The organism is Thiopseudomonas sp. SA1F2-1K (genome assembly GCF_057443035.1).
Genome location: NZ_JBYAVU010000002.1, coordinates 25,325 through 50,605 on the forward strand (window position 1 = coordinate 25,325; position 25,281 = coordinate 50,605).

Here is a 25,281-nt window from a genome sequence, read left to right on the forward strand (position 1 = left end):
CCCTGGGACGCTTAACAATGTCCATAGATAGAACTCAATAGCTTAGGCGTCCGCACTATACAACTTACTCTTATCAATAGAGTATTGATAGACATCACCAAGCTCTATCTGAAGTATCTCCATGACTCTACGACTCATATCACCGTACAGTTCAAAGTTGCTACTAAAAACGGCGGCTCCATGCTGGCGCAAGAGGCCACGTACCTGAAAATAAGGCTGCCCCATTTTTGTTAACCGTTTTGCCTGAGTATTCCTAGCAATAATGCTTCCATCATTATTTGATAACACCACAACAGGGCGACCTAAGAGATCAGGTCTAAAGGAAGTCTCGATGCTGCAAAAGCAGGCGTTACAGTCGATGAGGAAATATATCTTATTGCTCATGTCGTCTAATGCTGTGAGTTACTACGCCCCAAACACACACTTCGTTGAATTCGCTAAAAGGGAAATCAGGATAGTCAGGGTTTGCGCTAGACAAAACAGGTATGCCATTACTTGTTATATAACGTTTAACCATTAACGCACCGTCAACGTTGACTACCAACACGCTACCTATTTTTGGTTCAAGTGATCGATCTACAACGAGATAGTCACCATCATAAATACCAACTCCCTCCATACTGGAGCCACTGGCAGATACAAGATAGACACTCGGTGATCTTAGACTCAGGTGAGCATCTAAAGAGATTGGCTCACTTACATAGTCTTGAGCTGGACTGGGAAACCCACAATCTACACGGGCTTCATAACGAGGTACTGGCTGTTGATTCATAGCAAAACCACCACTGTATATATAAACAGCTTCATTTTATTCTAGATTTAGTCAGGGTACTAGCCTGAGACTAGGTAGCTTTAATGAATTCAACGTAGTGGACACACGTAATATAGCTGGCGCAAAAGCCGAAGCTAAAACGAACGATGAAGGGACTACAAGGTATGTGCATCACAAATACTTTTGCCTGTAAGTCAGGTTAGCCCCTAAAGCAATGACTGCTGTAACTCTCTCATTTTTTGATCGCCAGTGCGCTTATCTTTAGAAGCTAATGCCTCATCTGATGTTTGATCAGTGTTCACGAAATAAACGTTGTCACTTTTGCTCTCGAACCTAATTAGGTACTCGGGGATAGGCAACGTAGGTGCTTCCTTTTTCTTTAATCCTACCTCAATTGCATCTTCTGTCTCTTGAGCAATTTTTTTAATGTTGAATCTAAATTTTGGTAACGTTCCATTACTACCAACCTTAATAAATAGCTTTTCAAGGCTAATACAGAAGCTGTCCTGCCGACCACAATGTTTGCGCGCTATTTCGTACAAGCGGCGCTTCAATGGTGATGTGATCTCAAAATACTCACTTGATACTTTGAGAAGATTATTCGCTTTAACCGCACTCATAACCCACTCAGGTAGCTCAACTACTACTTTATGCATATCCATGCTGTTTGAGTCTTTTTCTGAATGTATGTGCCATGAGTCAATTAAGCCGAACTCAAAGGTCTCTTGTGTGGTCTTGGAGTTCTTAATGTTTGTAATGACAGAGGTACCGCGTAGCCGCGTGAGTGCATCTTTCAGGTTTTGATATGATCGTCCCGATAAATTGCGCTTGGTGCTCTTGAGGAAGTTTGCTGCTGTGAAAGAGACCTTTTTGCTAATGGGTTCACCGTGGCGGATTTTTTCTTGTAGGCGGGAAATCACATAAAGCCATATATCTTTATCAAATATAGTTGCTCGGCCAATGTGACTGGGGTTGACAGTCATCTTAAGGTTTCCGTATGCGTATACTTTTACCGACATGTCGCGCTTAGTGGATAGCGAGAAAAATGGATGCTCCAGACTAGCTATATCACTTCGATAGTTATCAAGCACAGTCGAGGTAATGCTAAGCAGATCAACTGCTGCGTTTTCATCACTCATACTTTATTACCTACTTATTTCCTTTGTATTGGCTTCTGAAGCAAACGTATCACAGGAACAATTGCCACATTTAGCTCCATACTCTACTCGAACGCCAATAGCTTTTAATCGTAAAAAATACGAATATTCACTTTGTAATGCACAATACAATACTACAATACGATATTTTATGGACAAATAAACCGTATCACAGGAATTGAGAAGTAAAAAAATTGGTTCAGACCACCGTATCAGAGGAATTTATACTAGAAAAAAGCCTGCATAAACCACCGTATCAGAGGAATTTATACTAGAAATATGCCTGCATAAACCACCGTATCAGAGGAATCCATACTAGAAAGAAGCCTACACAAACCACCGTATCAGAGGAATCCACACTAGAAATGAGTCTGCGCAAAGCACCGTATCAGAGGAATGCACATTACAAATAAATATGTACGAACCACCGTATCAGAGGAATGCACACTACAGATAAGCATGTACGAACCACCGTATCAGAGGAATCAAAGCTAAACATTAGTGAGTTCAAACCACCGTATCACAGGAATTTTGATCACTTTATGATCGAAATTAGACCCGTATCACAGGAATTTGCTTGTGGATGATGTGGATAAGCGTTTTAGGTGCCCCGTATCACAGGAATTTTCCACCGTATCACAGGAATTTCAAGCCGTATCACAGGAATTTCCCACCGTATCACAGGAATCCGACAAACGGCCAACGCCGCTAGATTCGAGGGTTACAGCCCTTTTATTTTCCTTTAACTCTTTTAACTCTTTTATAACTCTTTTAACCCAAAACCCTATAAAACTTTTGAAAACCGCTTCTTATCTTGTAGTGTAGTACGTTACAGATAAACTCGAAGGCTAAAACATTGAAAAAACGCATACTTACCTTAACGATAGTTACTACGCTAACTGCAGTCGTACAATTGACACACGCTTCACCAAAAAATTTTAGGCAAGCTAAGATTCTTACGAAGGAACACGTATATTTTGATCGAACCAAGCAAGGAACTATCTACTGTGGCTGTAACTGGTCGTGGGCAGGTGAGAGCGGAGGTCGAGTAGATCACAAATCGTGTGGCTACCAAGTCCGAGCAATACCCAATCGAGCTATTCGTATTGAATATGAGCATGTAACACCTATAAGCCACGTTGCCCACCAAAGACAATGCTGGAAATCCGGTGGACGAAAGAACTGCAACAAAGTTGATCCCGTCTTTAATTACATTGAAGCTGATATGCATAATTTGGATATTGCAGTAGGCGAGGTGAACGCTGATCGCTCAGCATATCGATTTGGATTATTACCCAATGCGCCAGCCCAACACGGTATGTGTGAAAGCAGGGTGGATTTTAAGCAACGTGTCTTTGAGCCACGTGACGAAGTTAAAGGAATGGTAGCTCGGATAAATTTTTATATGCACGATGCCTATGACCTGAAAATGTCTACCCAGCAACAGCGTTTGTTTATGGCTTGGGATAAACAGTTTCCTGTAACTAGCTGGGAGCTAGAACGTGATAAGCGTATTGCCAAGGTTATGGGTCACAGCAACGAATTCGTAACAGGGCATAAGACGTGGAATATCAACCACAAAAATACAGGTGCAGGTTTAGCAAGAGTTAACGCTTTACTAAGCAACGATCAAAGCTATAGCCCTAGAGGTTCCGTTACAGCGCCAGCTCAAAAGGGCACAATTATTAACGCTAACAAAAATAGCAAGATATACCACCTTCACCATTGTCCTAATTACAATTCGGTAAACCCTAAGAATGTCATTCAATTTTCTAGTGAACCAGAAGCGCAGGCTGCTGGGTTTCGTAAGGCAAGGAACTGTTAATGTTTAACTTTGAAATGCTTAAAACTGCGGCTCTTATAGGGACTGCTGGCGGTATGTTTGGACTGATTGCTGCACTGGTGAATTTCAGTATCAGTAAAGACCATTTGCTCTATATGGCAATGCTTGTTTTTTCGATTGCCATTTTACGCTCTGTTATACCGAACTCAATTTCAAGCATTAAAGTGCTATCTGACGCGATTTTGATAGCTACCAGCTCATTTTTATTGGTTTATTCCCAAATCTATCTGCTTAATCTTTAAAAGAGCGCACCAGCGCCTCTATTCCAGCCTTTGAGCGCTTTACTGGATTAACCCATAGAAACCTGCAAGAATCCGTTTAGTCGCCACTAGAGAGCATTCTAGGGGCTGGAATGGAGTAAGGATTAATAATGTTTATTTTACCAAGTCGTTTGTGGCTTTTAATTGGTGCTGGCGCAGCTATCTACTACATTTACACTCAGGGTAGCCCTATATAGCTGCCCAGCTTTTTTCGCTAACTAGCTAACGCTGGTTCCCGCCTTAGCTTCACCACAACAATCCAACACACAACTAGCTAAAACCCCAGCCATAAAAAAAGCCGCTAGCGACTGGTATGAACCAAGCTTGCGGCTTTAAATTAGTAAGCGCATAACCTACTAAACAGTAGCCTTTAGATTAGGTTAGTTTAAGGCTAGATTCAACTGTCGGAATCTTGTGCCTATGCGCCTCAATCGATAGGTAGCCTAGATTACTAGTTTGATCCCCCCAAGCACTGCTAAGTGAGCCGGATAAAAACCATAGAAAACCCACCACTTGCTACGGCTAACCCAGCTTAGCTTTAAATGGCTAACCAAGATGAATATCGGCAACGCAAGCAGGGCATAGTTATTTTCATTAACAAGCACCAGCAACGAGACAAGGAAAAATATCAGGCTACCCTTGATTAGATTAGGTGTCCGAAAGTAATGGAAAGCCACGATGCAGATGGCTAACCCTATGTAAAAGAACTCTACTAGGGAGCCAAACAGTATAAAAATCAGTATAGCGAGACTGGTCGCACCTAGCTTCTTCAGTTTGTTCGCAAAAAGACTGATATCCAACGTGTAGAAAATGCCTGCTGCTACTGCAAAAAGAAACAGCACATTAAGCGGGAGCAGCGGCGGCATTGGACTTTCTTCTGTATACGGTAGATTGCCTGTAAGAAATAGGTACGGAAGCTGGGCGATTGCCCCAAACAATACTAACCGTTTTATCGCTCTTACATGTGTGCCGTAATCTTTACTATCAAGCCGAGCCATATTGTATGCAAACATCAAGGCAAACAAAGGGAACGCTATGCGCCCAAGATTGTACATCCAGTCTATGTCAAAGAACGCACGGTTTATGTGATCTAAAAACATAAAAATGATTGCGAGCCATTTGATTGTCTCAATTGCCCCAGAGCTCATCTCTGGATTAACTAGGTAGCGTTTTGCTGGATTGCTGGCGCTATCGAATAGCTCATTAGAACTGGTCATTGGTGAGCTCCTTACGGTATAGCTCGGCTGCTCTTGCTGCTTCCTGCTTAGAGCGCTTTTCCCTATCTATACGTTCACGCTCCATATTTTCCAAATCACGGTGGACCGTCTTTAGGGCAGACGATTCCCAGCGCCGACTTAGCTCAGGCTTAGATTCAAAAAGATAAAAGGATATTTTTAGCTGTGCAGTAGCATCACCTTGTTTGCCAGCCTTGGTGAGATAGCTATAAGCTTTTTTTCTGTCCTGCTTAACACCTTTACCAGATTCGTAAAGGCTGCTTAAAAGCATGGATGCTGCGCCTGAACCATTATCGGATGCTTTCTCAAGTAAACGGATAACTGATCGGTCTTGGGTTGCCCCTACTAGGTAAAGATTACCAAGCTCATTGACGACACTTAAGTCGCCTTGGCGCGACTGCTTTAGCAGTTGTTCTGCACGTTCATTAAGGGGATTGCCTGATGCGCGGAATTCGTTTGCCTCACTGTTTTGTATTGCACAAAACAAAAACGCTAACAGGCTAAATGTCGTTTTGGTGCGGGTACCAATCATAGCAGATAGTTACTCCTTATCAATGTTAATTTTATGAGGTGCAATAACAGGATCATCACTTAATGAACCCGCGACTGGTGCATATCGGTCATGTTTATTCTCAATAATTCCATGAACCGAACACTGCCCAGTTTCCCAGCCATTAATCATGTAGCTGGTTGATCTTTGCTGGCGCTTAAACTCTATACATATTAATTTGGTGCCAGCCGCATATTCGGTACTAACGTAGTCGGCATAGTGGCTAAACTGATAACGCTTAGATATATAATCGTTTCGACCTGCTACCGCCTTAAACTGTTTAATTCCACCGCTGATGGCAATATCTAAACGCGACCTGTTTGAATCGCGCGGTAACATACAAAAATGCTGGTTGACCTTCATATAGGTAATCTTTAATAAAAAAGGAAACCTTAATAATGTCCTGATTGAAAAGAGCATACTCAATTTATTCACCGTACTTGCCTAAAACTGTTACACCATTAGTTAATCGATTGTCCATACTTCATTACTCACATCGACTTTAACTGGCTATTAATCTTGGATATTTCATCGAACGAAAGTCCGTCTGTAGCCGCACGTTCTTTTTTAGCCTCTAAGTAGTCTCGCGGGTTAATTGTTTTATCCCACATGGCAACTGCTTCGGCATCACCTGACCATGCTTTAGGTAGATCGAATGAATAACTTCTTTTTAGTGAGTGACTTTTTACACCGTAATATCTTTGATTGGTTAACAAGGTATGCCCTAATAAAACCGCTAATTCAGATGATGAGTATTCTTTGCTTCGTCTAACTTCCTCAGCAAATATATGGCGAGCCGTATAAAAATTTAGGCTTACACTATTATCTTGGTTGCCCATGTATTTCTGATATGTGCGCTTTAGTAAAACCCTCGCTGAGTCATACATGCGCTGCATGGCAGATTCACTATTTGAACGATATATTTCTAATACATAACGTATAATAGCTAGCTGACTGTTAGACCACTCACTAAGATCGAGTAGGCGATATTCTCTTAACGGATTATCGTCACGTCGATGCTGCTGCTTTAACGTATTGACGAATAACACGTGTTTACGTGTAATTAATGTAACTGGATCTGTGTAATTACTTTCCAGTCTGGCGGATAACCATTCGCTAGGACGTAAGCCTGTCATTAGGATTGCTTGAAATAGGCAGCTTGTGTAGTTTCCGTGCTTATAATTAGGTTTACCTTTAGCATTGGCCGATTGCAGCATGTTAGCTAGATTTACCCAATCTGCTGCAGGTAGATGCTCTAATTCTAAATCACCACTAGGTTTACCATTTTTCTTGTTACTGGATTGCCTAGCTATTAATGCTTTCGAGTCACTGGTTGACCTATCAATGGTGGACTGTCTAAATAGCCATGCGTTTATTTCATTGCATTTATCATAATGCTTTTGATCTTGGTAAAACTCGTATAGGTCCTTCTTGTACCGTTGTGCTGTTCTAATCGTAATCGTCTTTTCTTTAACGCGTGAACACAACCATATAAAGAGCTTATCAATTAGAATTTGCTCGATGACAGAATCTATGTGAGGACCACATTCAGTTGTTTCCATAAAACGGATTAGGTTATCACTACTGATACCTGATACTGAGCTATCACGTAGGAAATCCCTAAGTATGCTATGGGCCACCCTGTGTGTGTGAACCACGTCTTTAGCTAACATAGAAAACCCTCATGAAAGAGTGGTGCATATTTTCTTGATCCCAATTTGTTTCGTGAACTGTTCGATGACCATGCTTTTAGTACCCCCTTAATAGAGTTGGTACAAATCGTATGTCAGAACTGTGGCACCGCTGTCGTATAATACTACGTCACGAATGGAGATGCTCTGACAATTTCATAGGCTCTCTGTCGTATAAATCCGTTTTTAGAACACCTCACCACTCTGTTTAGATGAAGCTACATGTAGGTAAATACAAATAAAGAGGTTTATCCACGCCTATCAAGCTCTGTACTCACCTTAAGGCAGCTACCTGCAGTAGAGTAATGCTACTGTTTGATTTAGCTCCTACGCTGATTACGTTTAGCTACAGATAACTACAGACAGTAGCTCCTAGTGCTAATTAGGTGTTGCTTTGAGACTGTCGTTTTAGGACAAAATCGCTGTTTTTATGTATCTGCTATATCTGTGTGATAGTATGTCACGATATAAAGCCCACCTTGTCGGAGTGACGAAATGATAGATTTCCCTATAGCTGATATTGAGATTGTAGAGTCAATGCGTTATGCCCCAGAGCTGCATGAAGCTATTAACCTAAAGGGTAAAAAACAGGCAATTAAGGAGGAGCTGGTTGGTGGAGTAAAACTAAACGCTATTAGACAGGAAGGTCTACGTTTCGGTGCTCAAAGCGGACTTAGTGTTCGCTACGATTTGATCATGGAATATCTTGATGAGCATGAGGATAAATTGAATGCTCTTTTCAACTTTGCTGGATTCGTTCGACAAGGAAATTTGTTAATACCATCTCTTACTGAGGTTAATTCGCAGTTAATTAATGAAGGGGATCAACTAAGAACAATCAGTAAAAGCTACACTATAGATAGTGAGGCTGAATTAGTAAGCACTGTACCTACATGGCGTGATTATCTAGTCCAGCATTATGAAAAGCCTCAGCCCCCTCATTCATCTATTTTACCTGTAACACCAGTTGAAATTAAAGTATGGAAAAGTGCTGTTGAAGCTGGCTGGCGCTCTGGTGTGCAAGATGCAGACAATATCTTTACTGACAGAGTTGCACAGTTAGCTAAGGATATTAATGGTCGATATTTATACATAACTACAGAGAAAAAGAATCTTTTAACGCCAGCTACTGTTTACGCAACCAACGCACAAGTTACGTTTAACGGACGCACCATGAACATTGATGAAAAGGTATTTCGTGTAGAAAATAGTGCTAACTTTAAGTCCGCTGATAACTGGGAACCAATATGGACGAAGTAATAACAGGTTTACCAGCACCTAAGTTCTATCAGCCAATTGTTGTTGATAAGCAATGGTTAGATGATGCTTTAACATACTGCATCGATAATAAGGTAGAGGACCTTATTTTGCTATCTGGTGAACCATGGAGTGTTATTTGGAGTGATCAGATAGTAAGAGTGGGAGATAGGCCCCTAACAATGTCCGAACTGTCAGATATAATTAACTATATCACAGACAATACTTCGGCATCATTGGATATTACAGTAAACGCTACACCTATTGATACCAAATACAAGCTACAAGTTGGTCGTGGTAAATATGCTACGTTCCGCGTTAATGCAACTGGTTGCTTAGGAGCCGATGGTTATAGAGGCATTGAGATTGTTATTCGACCAAGTAGCGGTTTACCTCCTACGCTAAACGAGCTTAATGTTCCTGATCTAATAAAGGATAATATATGCCCTCAGTCAGGGCTTGTAATTGTAAGTGGCGTAACTGGATCAGGTAAAACTACATTGCTAGGTGCGACCATTAGAGAACTTTTAACAGCTAATAAGGGGCGACATGTAATTACTCTCGAACAACCTATTGAGTTGAACTTCATCGGGCTACCAAATCAAACGGGAATTATTTCTCAGTGTGAGATTGGTATCAGGGGAACGGGGGCTAACATTGAATCATTTGAGGAAGGTATTCGTAATATACTTAGGAGACATCCACATAGTGTGCTTTTAGGTGAAGCTAGAGATAGGGAGAGTATTAATGGTGCAATAACTATTGGGCTTACTGGACACACATGTTATACAACTACTCATACAGCATCTACTGAATTAACTTTGCCACGTTTGGCTGATAACTATTCGGGACAAGATCGTGTACGTGTACTGTTTAACCTTATTGATAACACACGTTTAATCATTCACCAACGCCTCGTTTCCACGCCGACTGGAATAGGCCGCCACCCGATCAGGTCAGCTTTAGTTTTTACTCAGGATGTGAGAAATAGGCTTATGCGTATTGATGATATGAGTCGCTTACCTTTTGAGATCGGAAAGCTGATGAAGTCACCAGAGGTTGGAATTGATTTACTTCAAGATACTGAAGAGCAGTATGAGCGTGGGCATATTGCTGAGTCGGTTATTCATGCTGTTCGTAGAGAATTAAGCGAGGACTTTTAATGATTATTACAAACAAGGATGGTCTAGCCGTAAACACGGCCTATGCATCCAAACAGTCGAGGCTTTCTTTAGGCCGTATGTTGTCAGTTCACACCTCTGTTTTAGTGCCGCTTTTAGCTCTACCAATACTTCCATTTATGATAACCCTCAAAGTGTCGCTGTACGCAATTATCGTACTGATTATTCTTGAGCGATACGGCTACACGTTGAACGTTGCCTTACGAAAAATGCGTAGCTTATTAGCAGGGCGCGACAGGACTATTCATTCACGCAGATGGTATCAGCGCATGGTGAGCAGCGGCACGTCCTTTTCAAACGTTTATCGGGTTCGTAAGTAGCATGAAAAAGACTGTTTATAGAGCTACACTAAGCATAGTGCCGGATATTTTGGATACTGCGGAAGACAAGGCATTTTTCGATGCCATGAACCACGAGTTAAGAAAGAAAGCTGATACTAGAAATATTAGCTACTATTTATCACAACTTGTGTTAGCAGATTTTCGTGAGCGCTTAGCTAGCAAAGATGACGAATTTATGCGGATTTTTAATGCTTATATTAAGCGGCATCAGGATAGGCAGCTAGTAACAAAGGTTACAGAAAGCAAACAGCCTGAAACCATAAACGAATCACCTGATGATCTTATACGTAAAATAAATGATGCTGAGAGGCATCCTAATGCACCATCGTTCACTAAGTGAAACTGACTAATACCAGTCAGATTGGTATTACGTTGAATCCTACGAGGGGTAGAGAATGTTTAAAAAGATTGTAATCACCAGTGGCTTGGTTTTCAGCTTAATTGGGAGTGTCCAAGCAGCGCCAGCCGAACAGTTTGAAGGTCATTGGTTTGTTAATTCGTTTGGTGACAGTCATTATCCAGATGTGCTTTTTATTGCTAAGGTTGATGATCAAAACCTAAAAATTCGTAACTTTCATACGTTACGCAGCGGTAAGCTTAATTACGCCAACCCAGCGGTAAATTTTAAAATTAAGGGCAATTTCCTGTATGTAGGCGATGCCGATGAACCGAAGTATGAGCTTAGAGAGAATAAACTGCATTTCCTTGAGGCAGATCGCGGTGACTGGTTCTTTGTTCAGGAGCCACATTCAAGATTACGAGGAAAAGATTACTCGTACATGAATATTGAGTACAAATACTGCCCAAAAGGCATTCCATGTTTTTAGAAACAAAACCATTTAAAAGCCTCGCCCAGAGCGAGGTTTTTTATTGCTTGCGATTAGATAGTTGTATATCGTAGTACGATACGATAAATGGTTGAGGTGTTTTATGCATATTTACCTGTCAAATAACTATAAAGGGTTTTTTAATAAATTCTGGAGCACGCCTGACACCCTTGTGGCCATAGCTTTACAGATGTCGATTATAGGATTCATTCTGAATTATTTTAAACTGGGGTTTGATGAATGGATGATCAGCTGCTTTGTTCCAATTTACTTTTATCACTCGCATAGACTTAAGGCATTGCTAGCTGGTAGCGACTACTTTAAAGAGGTCTATGGTGAATTAGCTTATTACATGCAAACTGGCTTTAGCTATGCAAGCAAGTGGCTCTTGTACGGTAGTATCGTTCTTTACATTATCCAGCAAAAGGAATTACTTATCGGTTTTAAGGATACTCTTTGGTTACACGATGAAGCCGCCATCGACTACTTATACTGGGCTGGAACAATTTTATTTAAGACCTTGCTCGTTGGTGCAATCTGCCCTGTTATTGCACAGCTTCTTGAGAAGCTGCGCTTTTATGGCATTCACATAGTACGTGCTACTGGAACCGCAGTAGATCAATACGGGGGACTCAGTGGGCTTTCTGTTATAGGTGCTATATTTATGCTCTTTGGGGCATGGCTAGTGATTCCTATGTTCTCCATACTAATTATGGGAAACCTATTTGTTGCACCGCTGTGGAGTGACAAAATAGATTGCACCTAGACAAAATAGTTGTAAACTGAAATCGGTCCAGTTATGCTGTGAAAAAGCATACTGGGCTTTTGTTATGGTCATAGATAATAATGATTACCACCATCCTTTTATCACCCGATACAGATGCGAAGAGTAAGGATAAGAGAGTCCTAGTTCCCAACTATTTTGTCATTTTCTATTTTCGCATTAATTTACTACGTCACACCTAGTTCCCATCTATTTTGTCACTTCTCCCCAAATAACCCTCAAAATCCCCCATTTCCATCCCTCCCAGTTCCCAACTATTTTGTCCGTCTACAACCGCCGCTTTGAAGAATATTTCGACTTTATAAAAAAAGCCACGCTAAAAGCGTGGCTCAGACTGCTGACAAACCCCTCGTTCCCATCGAGGGGTTTGTTTTTTATACTGGGCACACATCTGCTGCAGGAGTTGTACAGTGTTACGTGATCGTCCCCAGACCCAGTCCGAACTCGAATTTGTCTGTATTGACGAGCTGGTTCCTTCTGACCATTTACTACGCAAAGTAGATCGTCATATCGATTTCTCGTTTATCCATGATCTGGTCAAAGACTTGTACTGCGCGAACAACGGTCGCCCAGCGCTGGATCCAACCCTACTGTTTAAACTGCTGCTTATAGGCTATTTATTCGGTATTCGTAGTGAACGTCAGTTGATCCGTGAGGTTCAGGTCAATGTAGCCTACCGCTGGTTCCTCGGTTTAAACCTGACCGACAAAGTCCCTGATGCCAGCACCCTTAGCCAGAACCGTCGCCGCCGCTTTAATGACTCGGATATCTACCAGCAAATTTTTGATGAAATCGTCTTGCAGGCGATGCAGCGTAAGTTGGTATCCGGCACGGTACTGTATACCGATTCAACCCACCTGAAAGCCAATGCTAACAAGGGGAAATGGGTCAAAGCACACGCCGTTTCAGAACGGCAAGCCTATATGGATAAGTTGGATCAGGCGATCGAGGAGGATCGCCTATCCCACGGAAAAAAGCCCTTGCCGCCGCCATCGAGCGAACCTCAGGTGCGGGAAATCAAACAAAGTAAGACCGACCCTGAAAGCGGCTTTATGACTCGGGATAACAAACCCCAAGGCTTCTTTTATCTTGACCATCGTACGGTGGATACCAAAGCCAATATCATTACCGATGTGCATGTCACGGCAGGTAACGTCCACGACGCAGTGCCCTATTTGGCCCGATTGGAACGGCAGACACAGCGTTTTGGCTTTAACGTCCAGTATGTTGGCCTGGATGCTGGCTATCACACCACAGCCATCAGCAAAGGTCTGGAAGATAAGGGGATAAAAGCTGTGTTTGGCTATCGGCGACCGATCCATCGCCAAGGGTACTTGCGTAAACGTGAGTTTATCTATATCGCCGAAACAGACCAGTATGTGTGCCCACAAGGACAGGCTTTGATTTACAGTACAACTAACCGGGAAGGGTATCGCCACTATGTATCTGATCCGGCTATGTGCCGACAATGCCCGCTGCTTTCACGCTGTACTCAGAACGCCAAACAACAAAAAACGGTCACCCGTCATGTGTGGGAAGACAGCAGAGAACGGCAGGATGCCAACCGGCTGACGCCTTGGGGCAAGGCGATCTATCAGAGGCGCAAAGAAACAGTAGAGCGAAGCTTTGCTGATGCCAAAGAGCTGCATCAATACCGCTACGCGCGGTATCGTGGTCGTCACAAAGTGCAGGCGCAATGCCTGATGACTGCCGTGGCACAAAACATCAAGAAAATCGCACTACTGGCAGGATAATCCCGCTTTTGTAAACCTCTTGCCCTCATGAGTGCCTGTTTACACGCCTACTTAAGCTCAGATACGCCCAATTTACTTTAAAAAATCTTGGAGCAAAAACTTCCGCTCTTTGAACGCTTATCCCATTTGAGTGCTTATCCCAAAAGAAAAAGCGGCATTGAAGTGCATAAAACAACAAACCCCACCAAAAAGGCGGGGTTTGTCAGCTACCTGAGCCACGCTAAAAGCGTGGCTTTTTTATTTGGGTCATTTTATCTAGTTTTGCCCTTATTATCTTTATTTCTATCTCGCTGTGTAAATATCCTATCAGGTGCACTACCCATTCGATTACCCATGCTCATCACCATCATACGGGTTTGGTGTTCGTTGTTGCTGTCTCCAGTAACCTCTTGTCCACCATTTAGCCAGCGCAGACCTCTTTCAAAGACTTCGTTTGGTAGTGAAAAGATCCGTATTGCGCCTTGATAGGCAACGTATACGAATACCAGTGTTCCGCCCACGATTAGCATTGGCGATACGTAGGAGGTTGAGATCACTCCATACATGTAATCGCTAAACCATTTTACGAACCACGAGAGGGGGACTAATGCGAGGAATATCGCGAAGTAGCCAGCTACTCGAAGAATCGGATTTAGATACAAGCCTATCATTAGCATGTAACCCTGACGCGTATGCTCGGTTCCCCAGCCTTCGCGCTCTGCTGTACCGTGTGCAGCAACCCAAAACGGGGAAACGATAATGCACTCAATGAAGAAGAGCATCCATGAAATTACGCCCATGATCCAATACATAAGGGGAATAGCTGGAAGTATAACAGCCAGAACAAACCCACCAAGCATCATTGGAAAGTAGATCGATTTTACGATTGAACTAGCCGAATCGAACAAACTACTTAGAAAAGCAAGTTTTCCAACACCAATTGTTGCTGCTGGGCCAGTGAACACAGCAAACATCCCCCCAAAAGCTTTTGAACCTGCGTCAGCCGCTTGCTTTGCTGCTTCGAGAGCGCCGTCTGTGATAGCTTTAGCCCCGATGAAACCATACAGAGCCACATCAAGAGTAGCAGTAACTAAAGAGCCATTCTTTTGAAGTGTTCCAATCAGATTGCCATCATCATCAGATGTAAATAATGCTTCGGCAACGTACTTGCTTATGGCAACAGGGACGCGTTTAGCTACATCATTTGTCGAGTCAGCACCCGAGAAGTTAATGCTTTTTATTGTGCCGCTTTTACCATCACTACGTTGGCTAGTGTTAGCAAGACCTGTAACTCTCTCGAATAACTCATGCAGTCGCTCATCATCTATGTAGTCTCCATCCAACTCGGGTGGTGAAACCGTAGGTCTAAATAATGCCGCCGTATCATTTATTCGTTGCTGTTGCTTAGTAATATACCAGTACGAGGTACCAAGCGCAGTCCATCCCTTAGCGCTGATTTCCTCATGCCACTTACTTTCTGCCTTGTTAAATTTATTTTGGTGTTCACTTACAATTTTTGTTGTTGCTGCAACTAGCAACTTATCAAGTTTCTCTGCTGCTTTTTGAATGTCATTGCCTGAGCCTTCAATCACGTTGGCCATGTTTTTGTATTTGTTTTCAAATTCAGCTTGTTTCGTTATTCCACTTTTCTGTAGGTCAGCTAAGGCATATTCATCAGCCATTATCTTTTTAGCAATAGCCTCTACATCAGGTTGAACCTGCCGTAAGATCTTAGGGAACTCTTTCGCAGCTGTTTGTGCAGCATAGTTTTGAAAGCCTATTTCTTCAGTAGCTAAGGCGGTATTCAAGGTTCTAGTAGGAATAGAGATAGATACTGTCCCGCAGTACGTTTGTCGTGGGCTGGCCTTACCTAAGATCATGCGGAAACCTGGCACCCAGTTCATAACCCCTGTTCTTTCTTTCTCTTTCATACCATAGGCATAACCTGATGTGGTGAGGGATTTGATTGGGTTTGCAACAATAGCCTCACGTTTTTCCTTGCTATCTATGTAGAGACGGCACACTTCACTTGTTAGCCAGTCACCTACAAATGGGTAAGAGTCGGCAAGCATAGGTGGGCGATATGTACCTTCGTTAACAATGTGTTCAAGACCTTTTGTTGTTAAATATGCAGCATGTTCGTTGCCTGCCTCCGCAACATTGCGCACTAAGTACTGAATAGTGCTAAAGCCACTGATCAGTGGTACGAGCAAAATAGTAGCTGTTGAAATACGTATAGGCATCCAAAAGCTAGAGATAACCTCCCCACCTATTTTGCCTTTGTTAGCTGTATAAATAATAAAATTCAACCCGCCAAGGATAGATAATGCGGCCATGAAAAATAGCGCGATAAGGTTCAATACTCCAGAAACGGTCGAGAGTAGAGATGCACCATCCTTAGGCACTTCTTGTCCATAGAGGATAAAATTAATGACCTTTTGACCAACATCGGTTATTTCATTAGATCCAGAGCTTGCTTGAGCAATGACTGGTAGCCCTAGTAAGCCAACAAGTAGTGCAAACGATTTAATTCTGTTCATGGAAGTTACCATCAGCAAACTGTTTGAAAAACATGTAGCTTTTAATTGATATGAATAGTCTTGGGCTAATTAGCAATGTTGCACCAATGCCTTGCCACAGATAGATATTCGAGAGCAGGCCAATGTTTTTATTAAAAACCAAATGACCCAAGCCTTTTGAAAGGCTCAATACCGATAGGACTAGAAGTGGCGTTAGAACAATAATTAGAAACATGTGCCAGAACATGCTCCGCTTAATCAGCTGCCGTTGATCATGATCTGATACTTTAGGCCCCACCTCTGTAGTCAGAGGGTTTTGAGAAGCTTTTTTCATTCCTAGAATGACTTTGCTAGCGAAGGGAAATCTAGCGCGGTATTTTAGGTGACTAAGGTTTCGTGCTACTGGAGCTATCCCCGTAAGCTGTTTGGCAATAACTCGTCCTGCTCTTTTTTTGGTCGCTTTTTTTTCAGGCTTGTCATCGTCAACAATATTTTGATGATCTGTTTCATTTTTCATAGGAAACCTCGCTTTAAGCTCCTTTAATATCGTAGCAAACTATAATACGATATCTGACAGAACTAAAACAGGTTACCTTAAAGGGTGAATATGACGGAATCGAACACGCTAGAAGAAGTGCAAAAGCATCTTACCTTGGACAATGTTTTCAAACATTGGCAAGAGCATGGAGGCAGCCATATAAACCGCTTATTAGACGAGATGAGTAAGCGCGAATACTGGACTGCAGTGCCTGAAGAAATTAAAACGAAGATTCTTGATCACCTGATTGGCTTTATTGTCGCTGCGACTGATCAGCAAAAAGCTGAATCGATGACTGAGTTAGAAAGTGCTCATTCACTATCACGCTTGTTTACCTATTTGAATATGCCTTCTTTCCTTAGAGCTATTCAGCTCTTGGAAAACAATCAGGAAGGCTTTGCCAGCCGCTTAATTATGACACTCAGCATGGAACAGGATGACCTACAAGCCACCCCGTATTCGAGCTTATATTTTGAGCGGCTTGCAGTAATTCAAAGGGTAGACCTAGCCAGTAAGGTGTTTATGCCTAACAGGGCCAGAAGAATCAAAGAAGATTTAAAACTTATCTTAGGAGCTAATTAGTGAATAAGTTAAAACTTGCTGGCGCGATTTCAGCCATTGGTTTAGCTCAGTTTTTCTATGTGCCTTCAGCATTAGCTGCAGTAGAACAGTGCGATATTGATACTGTTATGCGTGAGTCACATGATCGAATTATGAAAGGAACTGAGGACTACTACGAAGGCATCGAGGATGGCATTAAAGGTGGTGTTTCGTCTATTGATGTTAACCGTGGTAGTTGCTCTGAGATCATAGATAAATTAGGAATGCTGGTGCGAATGAAAGTGCCGATGTCGTTCTCAGGCATGGTTAACAACATTACTGACATGTTAGTTGCACAAGCTTGCAAAATGGCAGATCAGGTCGTGACTGACTTGGTTAATAACTTTCAGTTTGGTGTAGGTGATCCATATGGAATTGTTGATATAGGTATCGGTGGTTCTACTAACGGAAGTGGTAGCGGTATTCAGGTAGATGAGTATGACATTGTTGAAAAGGCAAAGGATGCTGCCATTGATGTGATAACAGGAAAAATGAATAACGCATCTGGGCAAGTAGGTGGAGGGCTAAAAGATATTATGTCGGGGGCCACAGACCGAAAACGACCAGACGTTGATGACACTTTAAGGAAAGGTATCGATGATGCGCTCAAAAATCTATAAGTTAAAAACTATTGCCTTGGTTTTAGGCGTGTCAGCGGCAGCGGCACTGCCAGCTGGGAGTTATGCGGCAGGTATCCCCGTTTACTGCCTGAATTGTCAGCAAGGCTCACACGATGCTGCTCATGCTGTCCTAGATGGTCTACGTATGCAAACACAACAATTACTAAATGCCATTGACTACTCAGTTAAAGCACAAGAAACGATAGCAACACAACGGGAAGTGGCGATAGCAAAAGCACAAGAGAGTATTCAGCTTTCAAAGGATGTAGGTACCTTATCTAAACCGCGGCACGCTTGTTCACATTATGAAGCTGCTGGTATTAGAGGTGCTGTATCAGGTGGCGGCGGTAAGGCAGCCACAGAGGTGATCACTAGAAAAATTGAAGATCATAATACAACTGGCCAACAGTTAGCCGAGGGTGAGCCTCAAAAGGAATATCACACGAATAAAGTCCTTAAAGAATATCTTAAGGAGGAAGATGCTGTTAAGGGGTCATCAATCGTATTAATGGAACCGTTCGAAATTGATGAAAATGATGAAGGTAAAAAAGAGAATGAGTTACTGTTGTTAACTAATCCGAATCCTGTCTCAATGCCGAGTGAAAAAGGGCAGTTACAAATCTTACAAAAGGGAAGCCCAAGCGAAAAACATGAGCTGTCAAAGCGACTCACAATGAACGAGAGGATGGCAGCTGCGCAGGCTATTTTGATTCAGCATCTGCAGAAGAATAAGCAATTTATTGAGCCTAAAGACGTAAAGACTCTTTTAGAGTCAACGTTACCGTATCTCAGCGAGAGTGAGAAGGCTGAGTTTTCAAAAAAGATTTCGCCTGAGCAATTAGAAAGACTATTTGCAACGTACCGCGTTACTTCGCCGATGTGGATTCTAGAAACAATGACCTCAAGTTCCGATATGAAAATGCAGCGTGAGCTTGTACTTATAGGGGCTGAACAATTGCGCCAGCAATACACACTTAATAAAAATATTGAACAGCTAACACGATTAATGGCTTCAATGGAGACTCGAATGGTTTCTGCTGAAATGAAGCGTATTGATTCAGGTATGCCATAAGAGGTCGCTATGGAGAATAATTTAGATGATCTACTGAGAAACCTTTCCTCTGGTTTGGAGGATCGAGCTGACTCTAAGGATACTGTTAATCAGCCTATCGCAAGTTTTCTTAATGAGATCGAGTTAGATCCAGAAGAAAATCTACATGTAAGTGCAGTCGATGAGTCGCTTTATAGTGAGCCAGAATCAGAACCTGAACCTGAACCTGAACCTGAACCAGAGCCTGAACCAGAGCCAGAGCCAGAGCCAGAGCCAGAGCCAGAGCCAGAGCCAGAGCCAGAGCCAGAACCAGAACCAGAGCCAGAACCAGAGCCAGAACCAGAACCAGAGCCAGAACCAGAGCCAGAGACGGATGTTCAGTCAACCTTGTTAGACGTGAGTCCATTGCCAGCACAGGTTACACGGATTTTTAAACTTGGGAGTTTGCTTCAAAATAATGATTCAGTTCCTTTTTTGGCAGCTGAAGCCAATCAAGAAGATGTTCATCAAGAAGAACCGTTTTGGGCAACAACAGAACAAGTTGCTGATGATCAAGATAGACCTGACTTTAGTGATGACGATACTCAAGATCTTGAAAACGCTAAGCCACCGATTTTTGAGTCAAATATATCGGATGCCGTTATAGATGTTTCTCCGAGCGAAATTGGGCAGGCCAAAAGTGAAGCTGCCACTGATACATTTCTAAAGGAACTAGGTGATGATTATGGTACAGGGTTTTCTAATCTCACTGAACAGCCACCAAATGAAGCTAAAGATCTTGATTTTATAAGTGGTTTTCTTCCTACAGATGCCGATAGCAATGAACCTGAATTTGCAGACGTAGCTGATCTTGTTGAGAGCCAAGATGTCCCAAGTGCTACTGATACAGCTGATCTGCCTGATCAGGAAAATACCGTTGGATATCGGTTTAACGAGGTTCCAATTGCGCGAAACATGAGTCTCTCGCCACTTGCTGATGAAGCAAGATGGTACAACAGGCCTACAGATGAAGTTGATGATAGTAGCTCTAAAGATGCCAGTAGTAATGATGAATCGCTTGCTATTCCGGTCAGCTATGGTGACAGGTCAAGAGTAACTAATAATGTTGAAAATCATTATGGTGATGGAAAACTAGCGCTTGCTGCTGCTGGAGCACGTGGTGCCTTTCAAGCTATTCGCGGTTTACATGGACATGTAAAAAACGCAAATGGTGAGTTAGCAAAGCGTAGTGCTAATTCAATGTTTCAAAGTCAGCTTGAAAGTGCCGTAAACCACATGAAGGAAGCCAATCAACACTTAAATAAAGCTTACGGAAGTGAACAGAACCATTCTAACGTGAAAGATGGAATGCTCTCTTTATCTCGTGCAGATAACACTTTAGAGCGACTATTGAATGACAAGTTGTTAGCTAAACAATTAAATAATCCAATGCATAAAGATGCTTATGAAGCTGTTTTAAAAGAACGTGAAAATATGGCTAAAGCCCATGCAAACATGGTTAAAAACTCAGAAAATGGCTCTAAGTTTATCGTTGAGCTTTTCCGTTTTGAAGGCTTAAAAGCTGTCTTTAATAAGGTTTTGGAACTGCTAGGGTTGAAAGATAAATCTCAAGGCCAAACGGATGCCGTTAAAGCTGATAACAATCAGTCCATGGGAATGTAAAGTATATGTTTCCAACACACTGGGTACGCCATAAGCAAGCGATTATTGAGCCAATTTCTATAAACGGAGCAATCTTGACGTTTATTACAGGTGAGCCAGTGAGCATGCATCCTGTCATTCAAGCAAATGGTTTCAAACGTTTGCGAAATGGGTGGGCTAAATTTGGGTTGGACGTGACTGCTTTATCGCAATTACCGCATATGGAATTGTACGAGGTAGGGCAGTCTTTCTTTGACTCTTTAGATGACACTGTAACAAATAGGAGCCTCAGTGTGCCTATGCGTTTACAGGATTCTATAAAAGAATTATGGCGCTCTAAACAGGACGCACTTCTCATGCACTTGCGTTGTGAGTTTGGAGCTGATCTAACGACTGGCCAGTGTTCACGATTATTGAGCAGGCGCTTGTAGGAACCTTAAGACCTGAATCATTTGAGTTATGGGGATTAGCAGCAGATGCACTAGCTAAGGAAAGCCAAGCTATTCCCTTCGAGGTTATGAGCTTTTGCAGCACGTATAACGTTAAGCTTTTCTCGCAGGCTGCATCCACTGAAGATGAAAGTGAATATAACCTTTTTAATAGGGGGGACAGTATAACTTGGGAAACAACACAAGGTGAGTTAGCTAGTGGGCGCTCGGTTAGAAATATGCGCTCCAGCGATAAGGGTATTTGGGTTGTGCAAGCTCCTTTATGGGTAGATGGCTACGCATTAGCTTCACCTCTATGGATTAATAGAGAGTCCATCATAGATTTGCCTGACACTGATCTGAATCTTCAAGCCGATAGTCAAACACTTGAAACCGTTAATGAATTTTCAGTAAATGATCAAGAAACATTAGAAGAAACAGTAGCCCTACCTAAGCAGTTTCTTGAAGCCGAACAGGAGGAATTATTTAGCAAAGTTGATGAGGTTTTGAGTGATAAGCGGTACTGGCCATACCTACTGTTTATGGACACCATGAATACAACCGATTTGACGTTAAAGGATGATTATATCGATCAGGTTGCTTCATTATTTGAGCGAGCAGCTGGACATAGGATTGAGCCGCCACCAGATGTATGCGAAAAGATTAATGGTTTATCGTCAATGCTAAAAACGTTGAGTAAACAGTACCTACCTCATGAAAGTATCTATTTTGAGCCTGTTATATGTGCTGAGGGTTCCAGATGTGATATGGCGTTAAAGCTCAGACTAGATGCTGTATCTCACACGATTCAGGCACTTTCGTGGGAGAAAGAAAAGGGTACTGAGTTATTACTTGATGAACTTGCAATGACACTTGATTATCGAATTAGTCACTTTGACTCAATCTATTACACGCGAACAGGTGAAATACCACTAGAGATTGTTCGTAGCTCTAAGGATTTTCTAAGACGCAATGCGACTAGCGACATTCAAGCAAACAGAAAGTTAGCGGCTAACTACTCTCACTATAGTGATTTACAAAAAACAATCTTGCATATTGCTATGGCTGCCGATGCTCAGGGCCTAGAACCAGTAGAGAAAAACGTAACTAGCGAAATACCGATCGCTATTACTGATGACATTAAAGAAGGTGTATTTCTACTTGGAATCGAGGAGTATTCTGAGCAGTTTGTACTCGGTATTACTTATGATGATCTTATCGATAATCAAATAAGCACGCAGGCTAGCGATCATCCTGCTATTTCTTTTAAGAGATTGGCGCTTTGGCACATGGATAGCCATGGTGAAAAACACCTTGTTTTCTATCAGGCGGTTGATGATATTGCTTTCAAAGCTATTCAGAACTATGCCGCAGAGTACAGTGATGTATTCGATGAGACCGATAGAATTAAACCTAGTCTAAAAACATCTAGTGCTTTTGGTGTGCCGGATTTTTCAGATAAATTCACAATATCACTTGTAAGAACATTAAAGGCTTACTGTGAGGCAAGTGACTTGCCTAACGTTGTACAAAAGGTCTTACAGGTTGTTGGGCAACAGGAACAGACGCTTGTCAACGCAAATGATCATGCTAAGGCTGTTGAGGATTTTAAACAGCACGTTTTAAATACTAGAGATGACGAGCATGCAGACTGGCGTATGTTACTACAAAATCAAATTAGTGTTTTCTACCACAAGACACGGCCTAATCCTACAAAGAGAGGGTTAGCTCACTTGCAAAGAGTAGTAGAGGAGAACTTTCTACGTGCTATTGATAGTTCACGTATGATTGATGCTACTGTAGTTAGACTAACGCCTACGAAGGCTTGGTGCTCGCATATTGTGCAAGATAATTTCACCGAGCTTCGGGATACTGCACTTAAGGCACGGGTAACAGGTGAGTTGAATTACTCACTAAAATCATCAACAGTGATTGATTTTTTACCACTTGTTGACAATGAACTTTATCAGCGGCTTTCTCAGCCATTAGAGAGAGCAGATGTATTTGATAAGCAGGATGCCAAAAATAAAGGGCGTGACCAAGGCCTTTATAAAGATGTTGGTAAAGTTTTTGGGTTGGCGTTAAAAGAGATTCAAAGTAAAGGTATGCGCTCAGATCAGTTAGCTAGAGTTTCTGAAATGCTAGCTAATATGACAGCTGATCAGAGAGCTTTAGTTGTTAGCCGCGATAAACTTTGGCAACGCAAAAGTATGGCTGAGCTGAAAGAAAATGGTTTTTCGCCTCGTGCAGCATTACTTTACGACATTATGCGTTCTAGCTTACCTACTAAGCCTAGCGACATGCTTTCATCAACCTGTTTTAAATTCCTACTTCTGAATAATGCGTACAGCAAAAACCTGTATAAGGAATTAAAGGAGGCTAGTCAGCATGACACTGGCAGCCGTCAGGAATGGTTACCCCGTCTTAACAATGCACTAAAGGAATCCTATAAAGCTGCGATACTTGCTGCGAATGCTCGGCCAAGTGACTTCTCTACTAGTCATCGTGGCTACGTAAGCGGTTTAGGTAGACTTTATTTATCACCTAACAATGGAATTTCAGAATACAGAGCTTTGAGTAGGCCATTAGAGATTAAACGTTTTGGCAAGACCTTTGATTTGGAGACGTTAGGCTGGGATGAACTTGAAAAAGCCACTGCCGTTACTCGTACTGCGCCAGCGAATAGGCGCAACAATGTAGTAACAGGTGAGATTGAAAGGATTGGTGAAAATTATAGAAATGGACAATCTGTTACACCAGAAGATTTTTTAAGAACGTTTGCATTTTCCGGCGTTGAGTTTGGTAACTGGACGAGTGTTGATGAGCGTGAAAAGAACGTTAATTATGCTTACGATTCACTTATCGACTTTGCTAAGGTGTTAAATGTTGACCCATTAACACTAAGTATGGGAGGAAAGATTGGACTTTGCTTCGGTTCACGTGGGCGTGGTGGGGCTAATTCTGCCGCAGCTCACTACAACTCAACTACTGGTGAAATAAATCTCACGAGGGATAAGGGAGATGGTTTTTTAGCTCATGAGTATTTTCATGCAATAGCCAATCATTTTGGCGCTACTGGTGTTGGTGCGAATGTAGATTATTCTGAGTTTGTCGGGGCGGCTGTAAAAAGTGGTCAAGATACACCAGAGCAACCTAATCTCGGTAACCTGAGAGTAGATCTGCAAAAATCGTTCTACAATCTGATGACTGCGATTTTACTGGAGCCGCAAGACTCAGGGCCTGATGTTGAAATGAATCTTTCCAAGTATACAAACGTGAGCACATTTGTTCTTGATGCGCAGAAGCTTGATAGTGCGTATGGGAAATCAAATTCACCTTATTATGCATCACATGCAGAACTATTCGCTCGCGGGATGGAGCACTGGCTTGCCAACAGACTAGAAGCAAATGGCCAAAAAAACACCTACCTAGTTGGTGAAAAGACTGGTTTAGAGTACCCAAGAGAACAGCAGGCTAAAGCAATCGCCCATTTTGCTAATGAGTTTTTTGAAAGCCTAGAGAGCACTGCAAAGTTGGTATCACATCCGTTTTTAGGAGAAGTAGAACTCCCTATTCTAAATTCCAAGAACACATCTATATTAGCCGTATCTGCTGATGAACTTGAACCCCTTGCTAACAGTGAGCTTAGTAGATTGTTTGGCGACCTTAAACCAGAACTTTTAATGAGTGATGATGCTTTTTATGCAGGAGCTTACGATGCTAGCAAAAAGCTGATTCGTTTAGATAAGGCGGGGGCCGGACTTGACACTATTTATCACGAAGCATGGCATGCATGCGAACATTTGCTACTTACTGCTACTATAAGAGAAGATATGCGCAGCTTTTTTGAATCACCCTCTGTAGTATCAGCTTTAGTTGATGAAATGAAATTACGCGGGTACTCCGATGATTCCATCCAGAGTGCTGTAAGCAATCCGCAGGAAGCTCAGGCGTATGCTTTTGAGCTATGGGCAATCCATGGGGTGAGTATGACGGAGTTTACAGAGGACTACCGTAAGGTTAAGCGGTTTGCGGACGATAGTTTAAGTGTGGGTAAATTATTAGAGGCGAATAATATTGATCGTGTTTTTGAGCGGTTCTTTGGTGGAGAGCTTGCTGTCTATATTGAAGAAGCCAAAACAGCAAAGGTGTTAACCGAAAGCTTTGTTAATCATGTTGTCAGTAATAACGCACCTGAGCCTACCACGCAGATACAGCCACACATGTAGAAGCTGTACATTAAACATAAAAAA

At 42.2% G+C, this 25,281-nt stretch carries 23 protein-coding genes; 14 read left to right on the forward strand and 9 right to left on the reverse strand.

From position 1 onward, the window contains the following. Window positions 1–42: 42 nt before the first annotated feature. The 3 genes from AC2T15_RS12210 to AC2T15_RS12220 form a co-directional block, all read right to left on the reverse strand. Window positions 43–384 carry a Y-family DNA polymerase gene (locus AC2T15_RS12210; RefSeq protein ID WP_486779121.1) on the reverse strand — a complete coding sequence of 114 codons (342 nt, stop codon included), beginning with the start codon at window positions 382–384 and terminating at the stop codon, window positions 43–45. After that, a complete protein-coding gene (locus tag AC2T15_RS12215) occupies window positions 374–772 on the reverse strand; it encodes a LexA family protein (RefSeq protein WP_486779122.1) in 399 nt (132 codons plus the stop codon). Before AC2T15_RS12215 ends, AC2T15_RS12210 begins: the two co-directional genes overlap by 11 nt. Window positions 773–978: 206 nt before the next feature. Then, window positions 979–1,911, reverse strand: a complete 933-nt coding sequence (locus tag AC2T15_RS12220; protein ID WP_486779123.1) for a replication initiator protein A — start codon at window positions 1,909–1,911, stop codon at window positions 979–981. Between the two features lie 931 nt (window positions 1,912–2,842). Between AC2T15_RS12220 and AC2T15_RS12225 the strand changes: the two genes are divergently transcribed. Together AC2T15_RS12225 and AC2T15_RS12230 are read left to right on the forward strand one after the other, a co-directional pair. Beyond that, a complete protein-coding gene (locus tag AC2T15_RS12225; protein WP_486779164.1) occupies window positions 2,843–3,754 on the forward strand; it encodes an endonuclease in 912 nt (303 codons plus the stop codon). Then, window positions 3,754–4,014, forward strand: coding sequence for a hypothetical protein (locus AC2T15_RS12230; protein WP_486779124.1), 261 nt, complete (start codon window positions 3,754–3,756; stop codon window positions 4,012–4,014). Before AC2T15_RS12225 ends, AC2T15_RS12230 begins: the two co-directional genes overlap by 1 nt. Before the next feature lie 461 nt (window positions 4,015–4,475). On the opposite strand, the gene AC2T15_RS12235 is transcribed toward AC2T15_RS12230, so the two are convergent. Genes AC2T15_RS12235 through AC2T15_RS12250 form a run of 4 tightly spaced genes read right to left on the reverse strand, consistent with a single transcriptional unit; the run spans window position 4,476 to window position 7,490 of the window. Then, entirely contained in the window at window positions 4,476–5,249 is a 774-nt protein-coding gene (locus AC2T15_RS12235) for a TraX family protein (protein ID WP_486779125.1), read from the reverse strand. Further along, window positions 5,236–5,799, reverse strand: a complete 564-nt coding sequence (locus AC2T15_RS12240) for a tetratricopeptide repeat protein (protein WP_486779126.1) — start codon at window positions 5,797–5,799, stop codon at window positions 5,236–5,238. Before AC2T15_RS12240 ends, AC2T15_RS12235 begins: the two co-directional genes overlap by 14 nt. 9 nt (window positions 5,800–5,808) lie before the next feature. Beyond that, window positions 5,809–6,252 (reverse strand): hypothetical protein, encoded by a 444-nt coding sequence (locus AC2T15_RS12245; RefSeq protein ID WP_486779127.1) that lies wholly within the window; start codon window positions 6,250–6,252, stop codon window positions 5,809–5,811. 56 nt (window positions 6,253–6,308) lie between these two features. After that, complete coding sequence (locus AC2T15_RS12250; protein ID WP_486779128.1) at window positions 6,309–7,490, reverse strand: hypothetical protein; 1,182 nt, start codon at window positions 7,488–7,490, stop codon at window positions 6,309–6,311. A gap of 513 nt (window positions 7,491–8,003) precedes the next feature. On the opposite strand from AC2T15_RS12250, the gene AC2T15_RS12255 reads away from it, so the two are divergent. From AC2T15_RS12255 to AC2T15_RS12285, 7 genes are all read left to right on the forward strand, one after another. Continuing rightward, window positions 8,004–8,768 (forward strand): type IV secretory system conjugative DNA transfer family protein, encoded by a 765-nt coding sequence (locus AC2T15_RS12255; protein WP_486779129.1) that lies wholly within the window; start codon window positions 8,004–8,006, stop codon window positions 8,766–8,768. After that, window positions 8,756–9,928 (forward strand): ATPase, T2SS/T4P/T4SS family, encoded by a 1,173-nt coding sequence (locus AC2T15_RS12260; protein WP_486779130.1) that lies wholly within the window; start codon window positions 8,756–8,758, stop codon window positions 9,926–9,928. Before AC2T15_RS12255 ends, AC2T15_RS12260 begins: the two co-directional genes overlap by 13 nt. Then, window positions 9,928–10,266, forward strand: a complete 339-nt coding sequence (icmT, locus tag AC2T15_RS12265) for an IcmT/TraK family protein (protein ID WP_486779131.1) — start codon at window positions 9,928–9,930, stop codon at window positions 10,264–10,266. Before AC2T15_RS12260 ends, icmT begins: the two co-directional genes overlap by 1 nt. Before the next feature lies 1 nt (window position 10,267). Then, entirely contained in the window at window positions 10,268–10,627 is a 360-nt protein-coding gene (locus AC2T15_RS12270) for a hypothetical protein (protein ID WP_486779132.1), read from the forward strand. Window positions 10,628–10,682: 55 nt separating this feature from the next. Then, the gene (locus AC2T15_RS12275; protein WP_486779133.1) at window positions 10,683–11,114 is read left to right on the forward strand and encodes a hypothetical protein; all 432 of its coding nucleotides are present in this window, start codon (window positions 10,683–10,685) and stop codon (window positions 11,112–11,114) included. A gap of 103 nt (window positions 11,115–11,217) precedes the next feature. Beyond that, window positions 11,218–11,880 (forward strand): hypothetical protein, encoded by a 663-nt coding sequence (locus tag AC2T15_RS12280; RefSeq protein ID WP_486779134.1) that lies wholly within the window; start codon window positions 11,218–11,220, stop codon window positions 11,878–11,880. A 428-nt stretch (window positions 11,881–12,308) separates the two neighbouring features. Continuing rightward, window positions 12,309–13,652 (forward strand): IS1182 family transposase, encoded by a 1,344-nt coding sequence (locus tag AC2T15_RS12285; RefSeq protein ID WP_486779135.1) that lies wholly within the window; start codon window positions 12,309–12,311, stop codon window positions 13,650–13,652. A 251-nt stretch (window positions 13,653–13,903) separates the two neighbouring features. On the opposite strand, the gene AC2T15_RS12290 is transcribed toward AC2T15_RS12285, so the two are convergent. Together AC2T15_RS12290 and AC2T15_RS12295 are read right to left on the reverse strand one after the other, a co-directional pair. Then, a complete protein-coding gene (locus AC2T15_RS12290; RefSeq protein ID WP_486779136.1) occupies window positions 13,904–16,171 on the reverse strand; it encodes a DotA/TraY family protein in 2,268 nt (755 codons plus the stop codon). Continuing rightward, on the reverse strand, window positions 16,158–16,667 hold the full coding sequence (locus AC2T15_RS12295) for a hypothetical protein (RefSeq protein ID WP_486779137.1): 510 nt from the start codon (window positions 16,665–16,667) through the stop codon (window positions 16,158–16,160). Before AC2T15_RS12295 ends, AC2T15_RS12290 begins: the two co-directional genes overlap by 14 nt. 90 nt (window positions 16,668–16,757) lie before the next feature. On the opposite strand from AC2T15_RS12295, the gene AC2T15_RS12300 reads away from it, so the two are divergent. The 5 genes from AC2T15_RS12300 (at window position 16,758) to AC2T15_RS12320 (ending at window position 25,257) form a co-directional block, all read left to right on the forward strand. Then, window positions 16,758–17,270 carry a type IVB secretion system protein IcmW gene (locus AC2T15_RS12300; protein WP_486779138.1) on the forward strand — a complete coding sequence of 171 codons (513 nt, stop codon included), beginning with the start codon at window positions 16,758–16,760 and terminating at the stop codon, window positions 17,268–17,270. Continuing rightward, window positions 17,270–17,908, forward strand: a complete 639-nt coding sequence (locus AC2T15_RS12305) for a hypothetical protein (protein ID WP_486779139.1) — start codon at window positions 17,270–17,272, stop codon at window positions 17,906–17,908. The genes AC2T15_RS12300 and AC2T15_RS12305 overlap by 1 nt, the downstream gene beginning before the upstream one ends. Then, window positions 17,886–18,980 (forward strand): hypothetical protein, encoded by a 1,095-nt coding sequence (locus AC2T15_RS12310; RefSeq protein WP_486779140.1) that lies wholly within the window; start codon window positions 17,886–17,888, stop codon window positions 18,978–18,980. The genes AC2T15_RS12305 and AC2T15_RS12310 overlap by 23 nt, the downstream gene beginning before the upstream one ends. Before the next feature lie 9 nt (window positions 18,981–18,989). After that, window positions 18,990–20,621 (forward strand): hypothetical protein, encoded by a 1,632-nt coding sequence (locus AC2T15_RS12315; RefSeq protein WP_486779141.1) that lies wholly within the window; start codon window positions 18,990–18,992, stop codon window positions 20,619–20,621. 379 nt (window positions 20,622–21,000) lie between these two features. Beyond that, entirely contained in the window at window positions 21,001–25,257 is a 4,257-nt protein-coding gene (locus AC2T15_RS12320) for an LPD1 domain-containing protein (protein WP_486779142.1), read from the forward strand. Window positions 25,258–25,281 lie beyond the last annotated feature (24 nt).

Excerpts from the sequence above, each read along its gene's own strand:
- AC2T15_RS12210 (WP_486779121.1), bottom strand. The coding sequence starts at position 384 with ATGAGCAATAAGATATATTTCCTCATCGACTGTAACGCCTGCTTTTGC.
- AC2T15_RS12215 (WP_486779122.1), bottom strand. The coding sequence starts at position 772 with ATGAATCAACAGCCAGTACCTCGTTATGAAGCCCGTGTAGATTGTGGG.
- AC2T15_RS12220 (WP_486779123.1), bottom strand. The coding sequence starts at position 1,911 with ATGAGTGATGAAAACGCAGCAGTTGATCTGCTTAGCATTACCTCGACT.
- AC2T15_RS12230 (WP_486779124.1), top strand. The coding sequence starts at position 3,754 with ATGTTTAACTTTGAAATGCTTAAAACTGCGGCTCTTATAGGGACTGCT.
- AC2T15_RS12235 (WP_486779125.1), bottom strand. The coding sequence starts at position 5,249 with ATGACCAGTTCTAATGAGCTATTCGATAGCGCCAGCAATCCAGCAAAA.
- AC2T15_RS12240 (WP_486779126.1), bottom strand. The coding sequence starts at position 5,799 with ATGATTGGTACCCGCACCAAAACGACATTTAGCCTGTTAGCGTTTTTG.
- AC2T15_RS12250 (WP_486779128.1), bottom strand. The coding sequence starts at position 7,490 with ATGTTAGCTAAAGACGTGGTTCACACACACAGGGTGGCCCATAGCATA.
- AC2T15_RS12255 (WP_486779129.1), top strand. The coding sequence starts at position 8,004 with ATGATAGATTTCCCTATAGCTGATATTGAGATTGTAGAGTCAATGCGT.
- AC2T15_RS12260 (WP_486779130.1), top strand. The coding sequence starts at position 8,756 with ATGGACGAAGTAATAACAGGTTTACCAGCACCTAAGTTCTATCAGCCA.
- icmT (WP_486779131.1), top strand. The coding sequence starts at position 9,928 with ATGATTATTACAAACAAGGATGGTCTAGCCGTAAACACGGCCTATGCA.
- AC2T15_RS12270 (WP_486779132.1), top strand. The coding sequence starts at position 10,268 with ATGAAAAAGACTGTTTATAGAGCTACACTAAGCATAGTGCCGGATATT.
- AC2T15_RS12275 (WP_486779133.1), top strand. The coding sequence starts at position 10,683 with ATGTTTAAAAAGATTGTAATCACCAGTGGCTTGGTTTTCAGCTTAATT.
- AC2T15_RS12280 (WP_486779134.1), top strand. The coding sequence starts at position 11,218 with ATGCATATTTACCTGTCAAATAACTATAAAGGGTTTTTTAATAAATTC.
- AC2T15_RS12290 (WP_486779136.1), bottom strand. The coding sequence starts at position 16,171 with ATGAACAGAATTAAATCGTTTGCACTACTTGTTGGCTTACTAGGGCTA.
- AC2T15_RS12295 (WP_486779137.1), bottom strand. The coding sequence starts at position 16,667 with ATGAAAAATGAAACAGATCATCAAAATATTGTTGACGATGACAAGCCT.
- AC2T15_RS12300 (WP_486779138.1), top strand. The coding sequence starts at position 16,758 with ATGACGGAATCGAACACGCTAGAAGAAGTGCAAAAGCATCTTACCTTG.
- AC2T15_RS12310 (WP_486779140.1), top strand. The coding sequence starts at position 17,886 with ATGATGCGCTCAAAAATCTATAAGTTAAAAACTATTGCCTTGGTTTTA.
- AC2T15_RS12315 (WP_486779141.1), top strand. The coding sequence starts at position 18,990 with ATGGAGAATAATTTAGATGATCTACTGAGAAACCTTTCCTCTGGTTTG.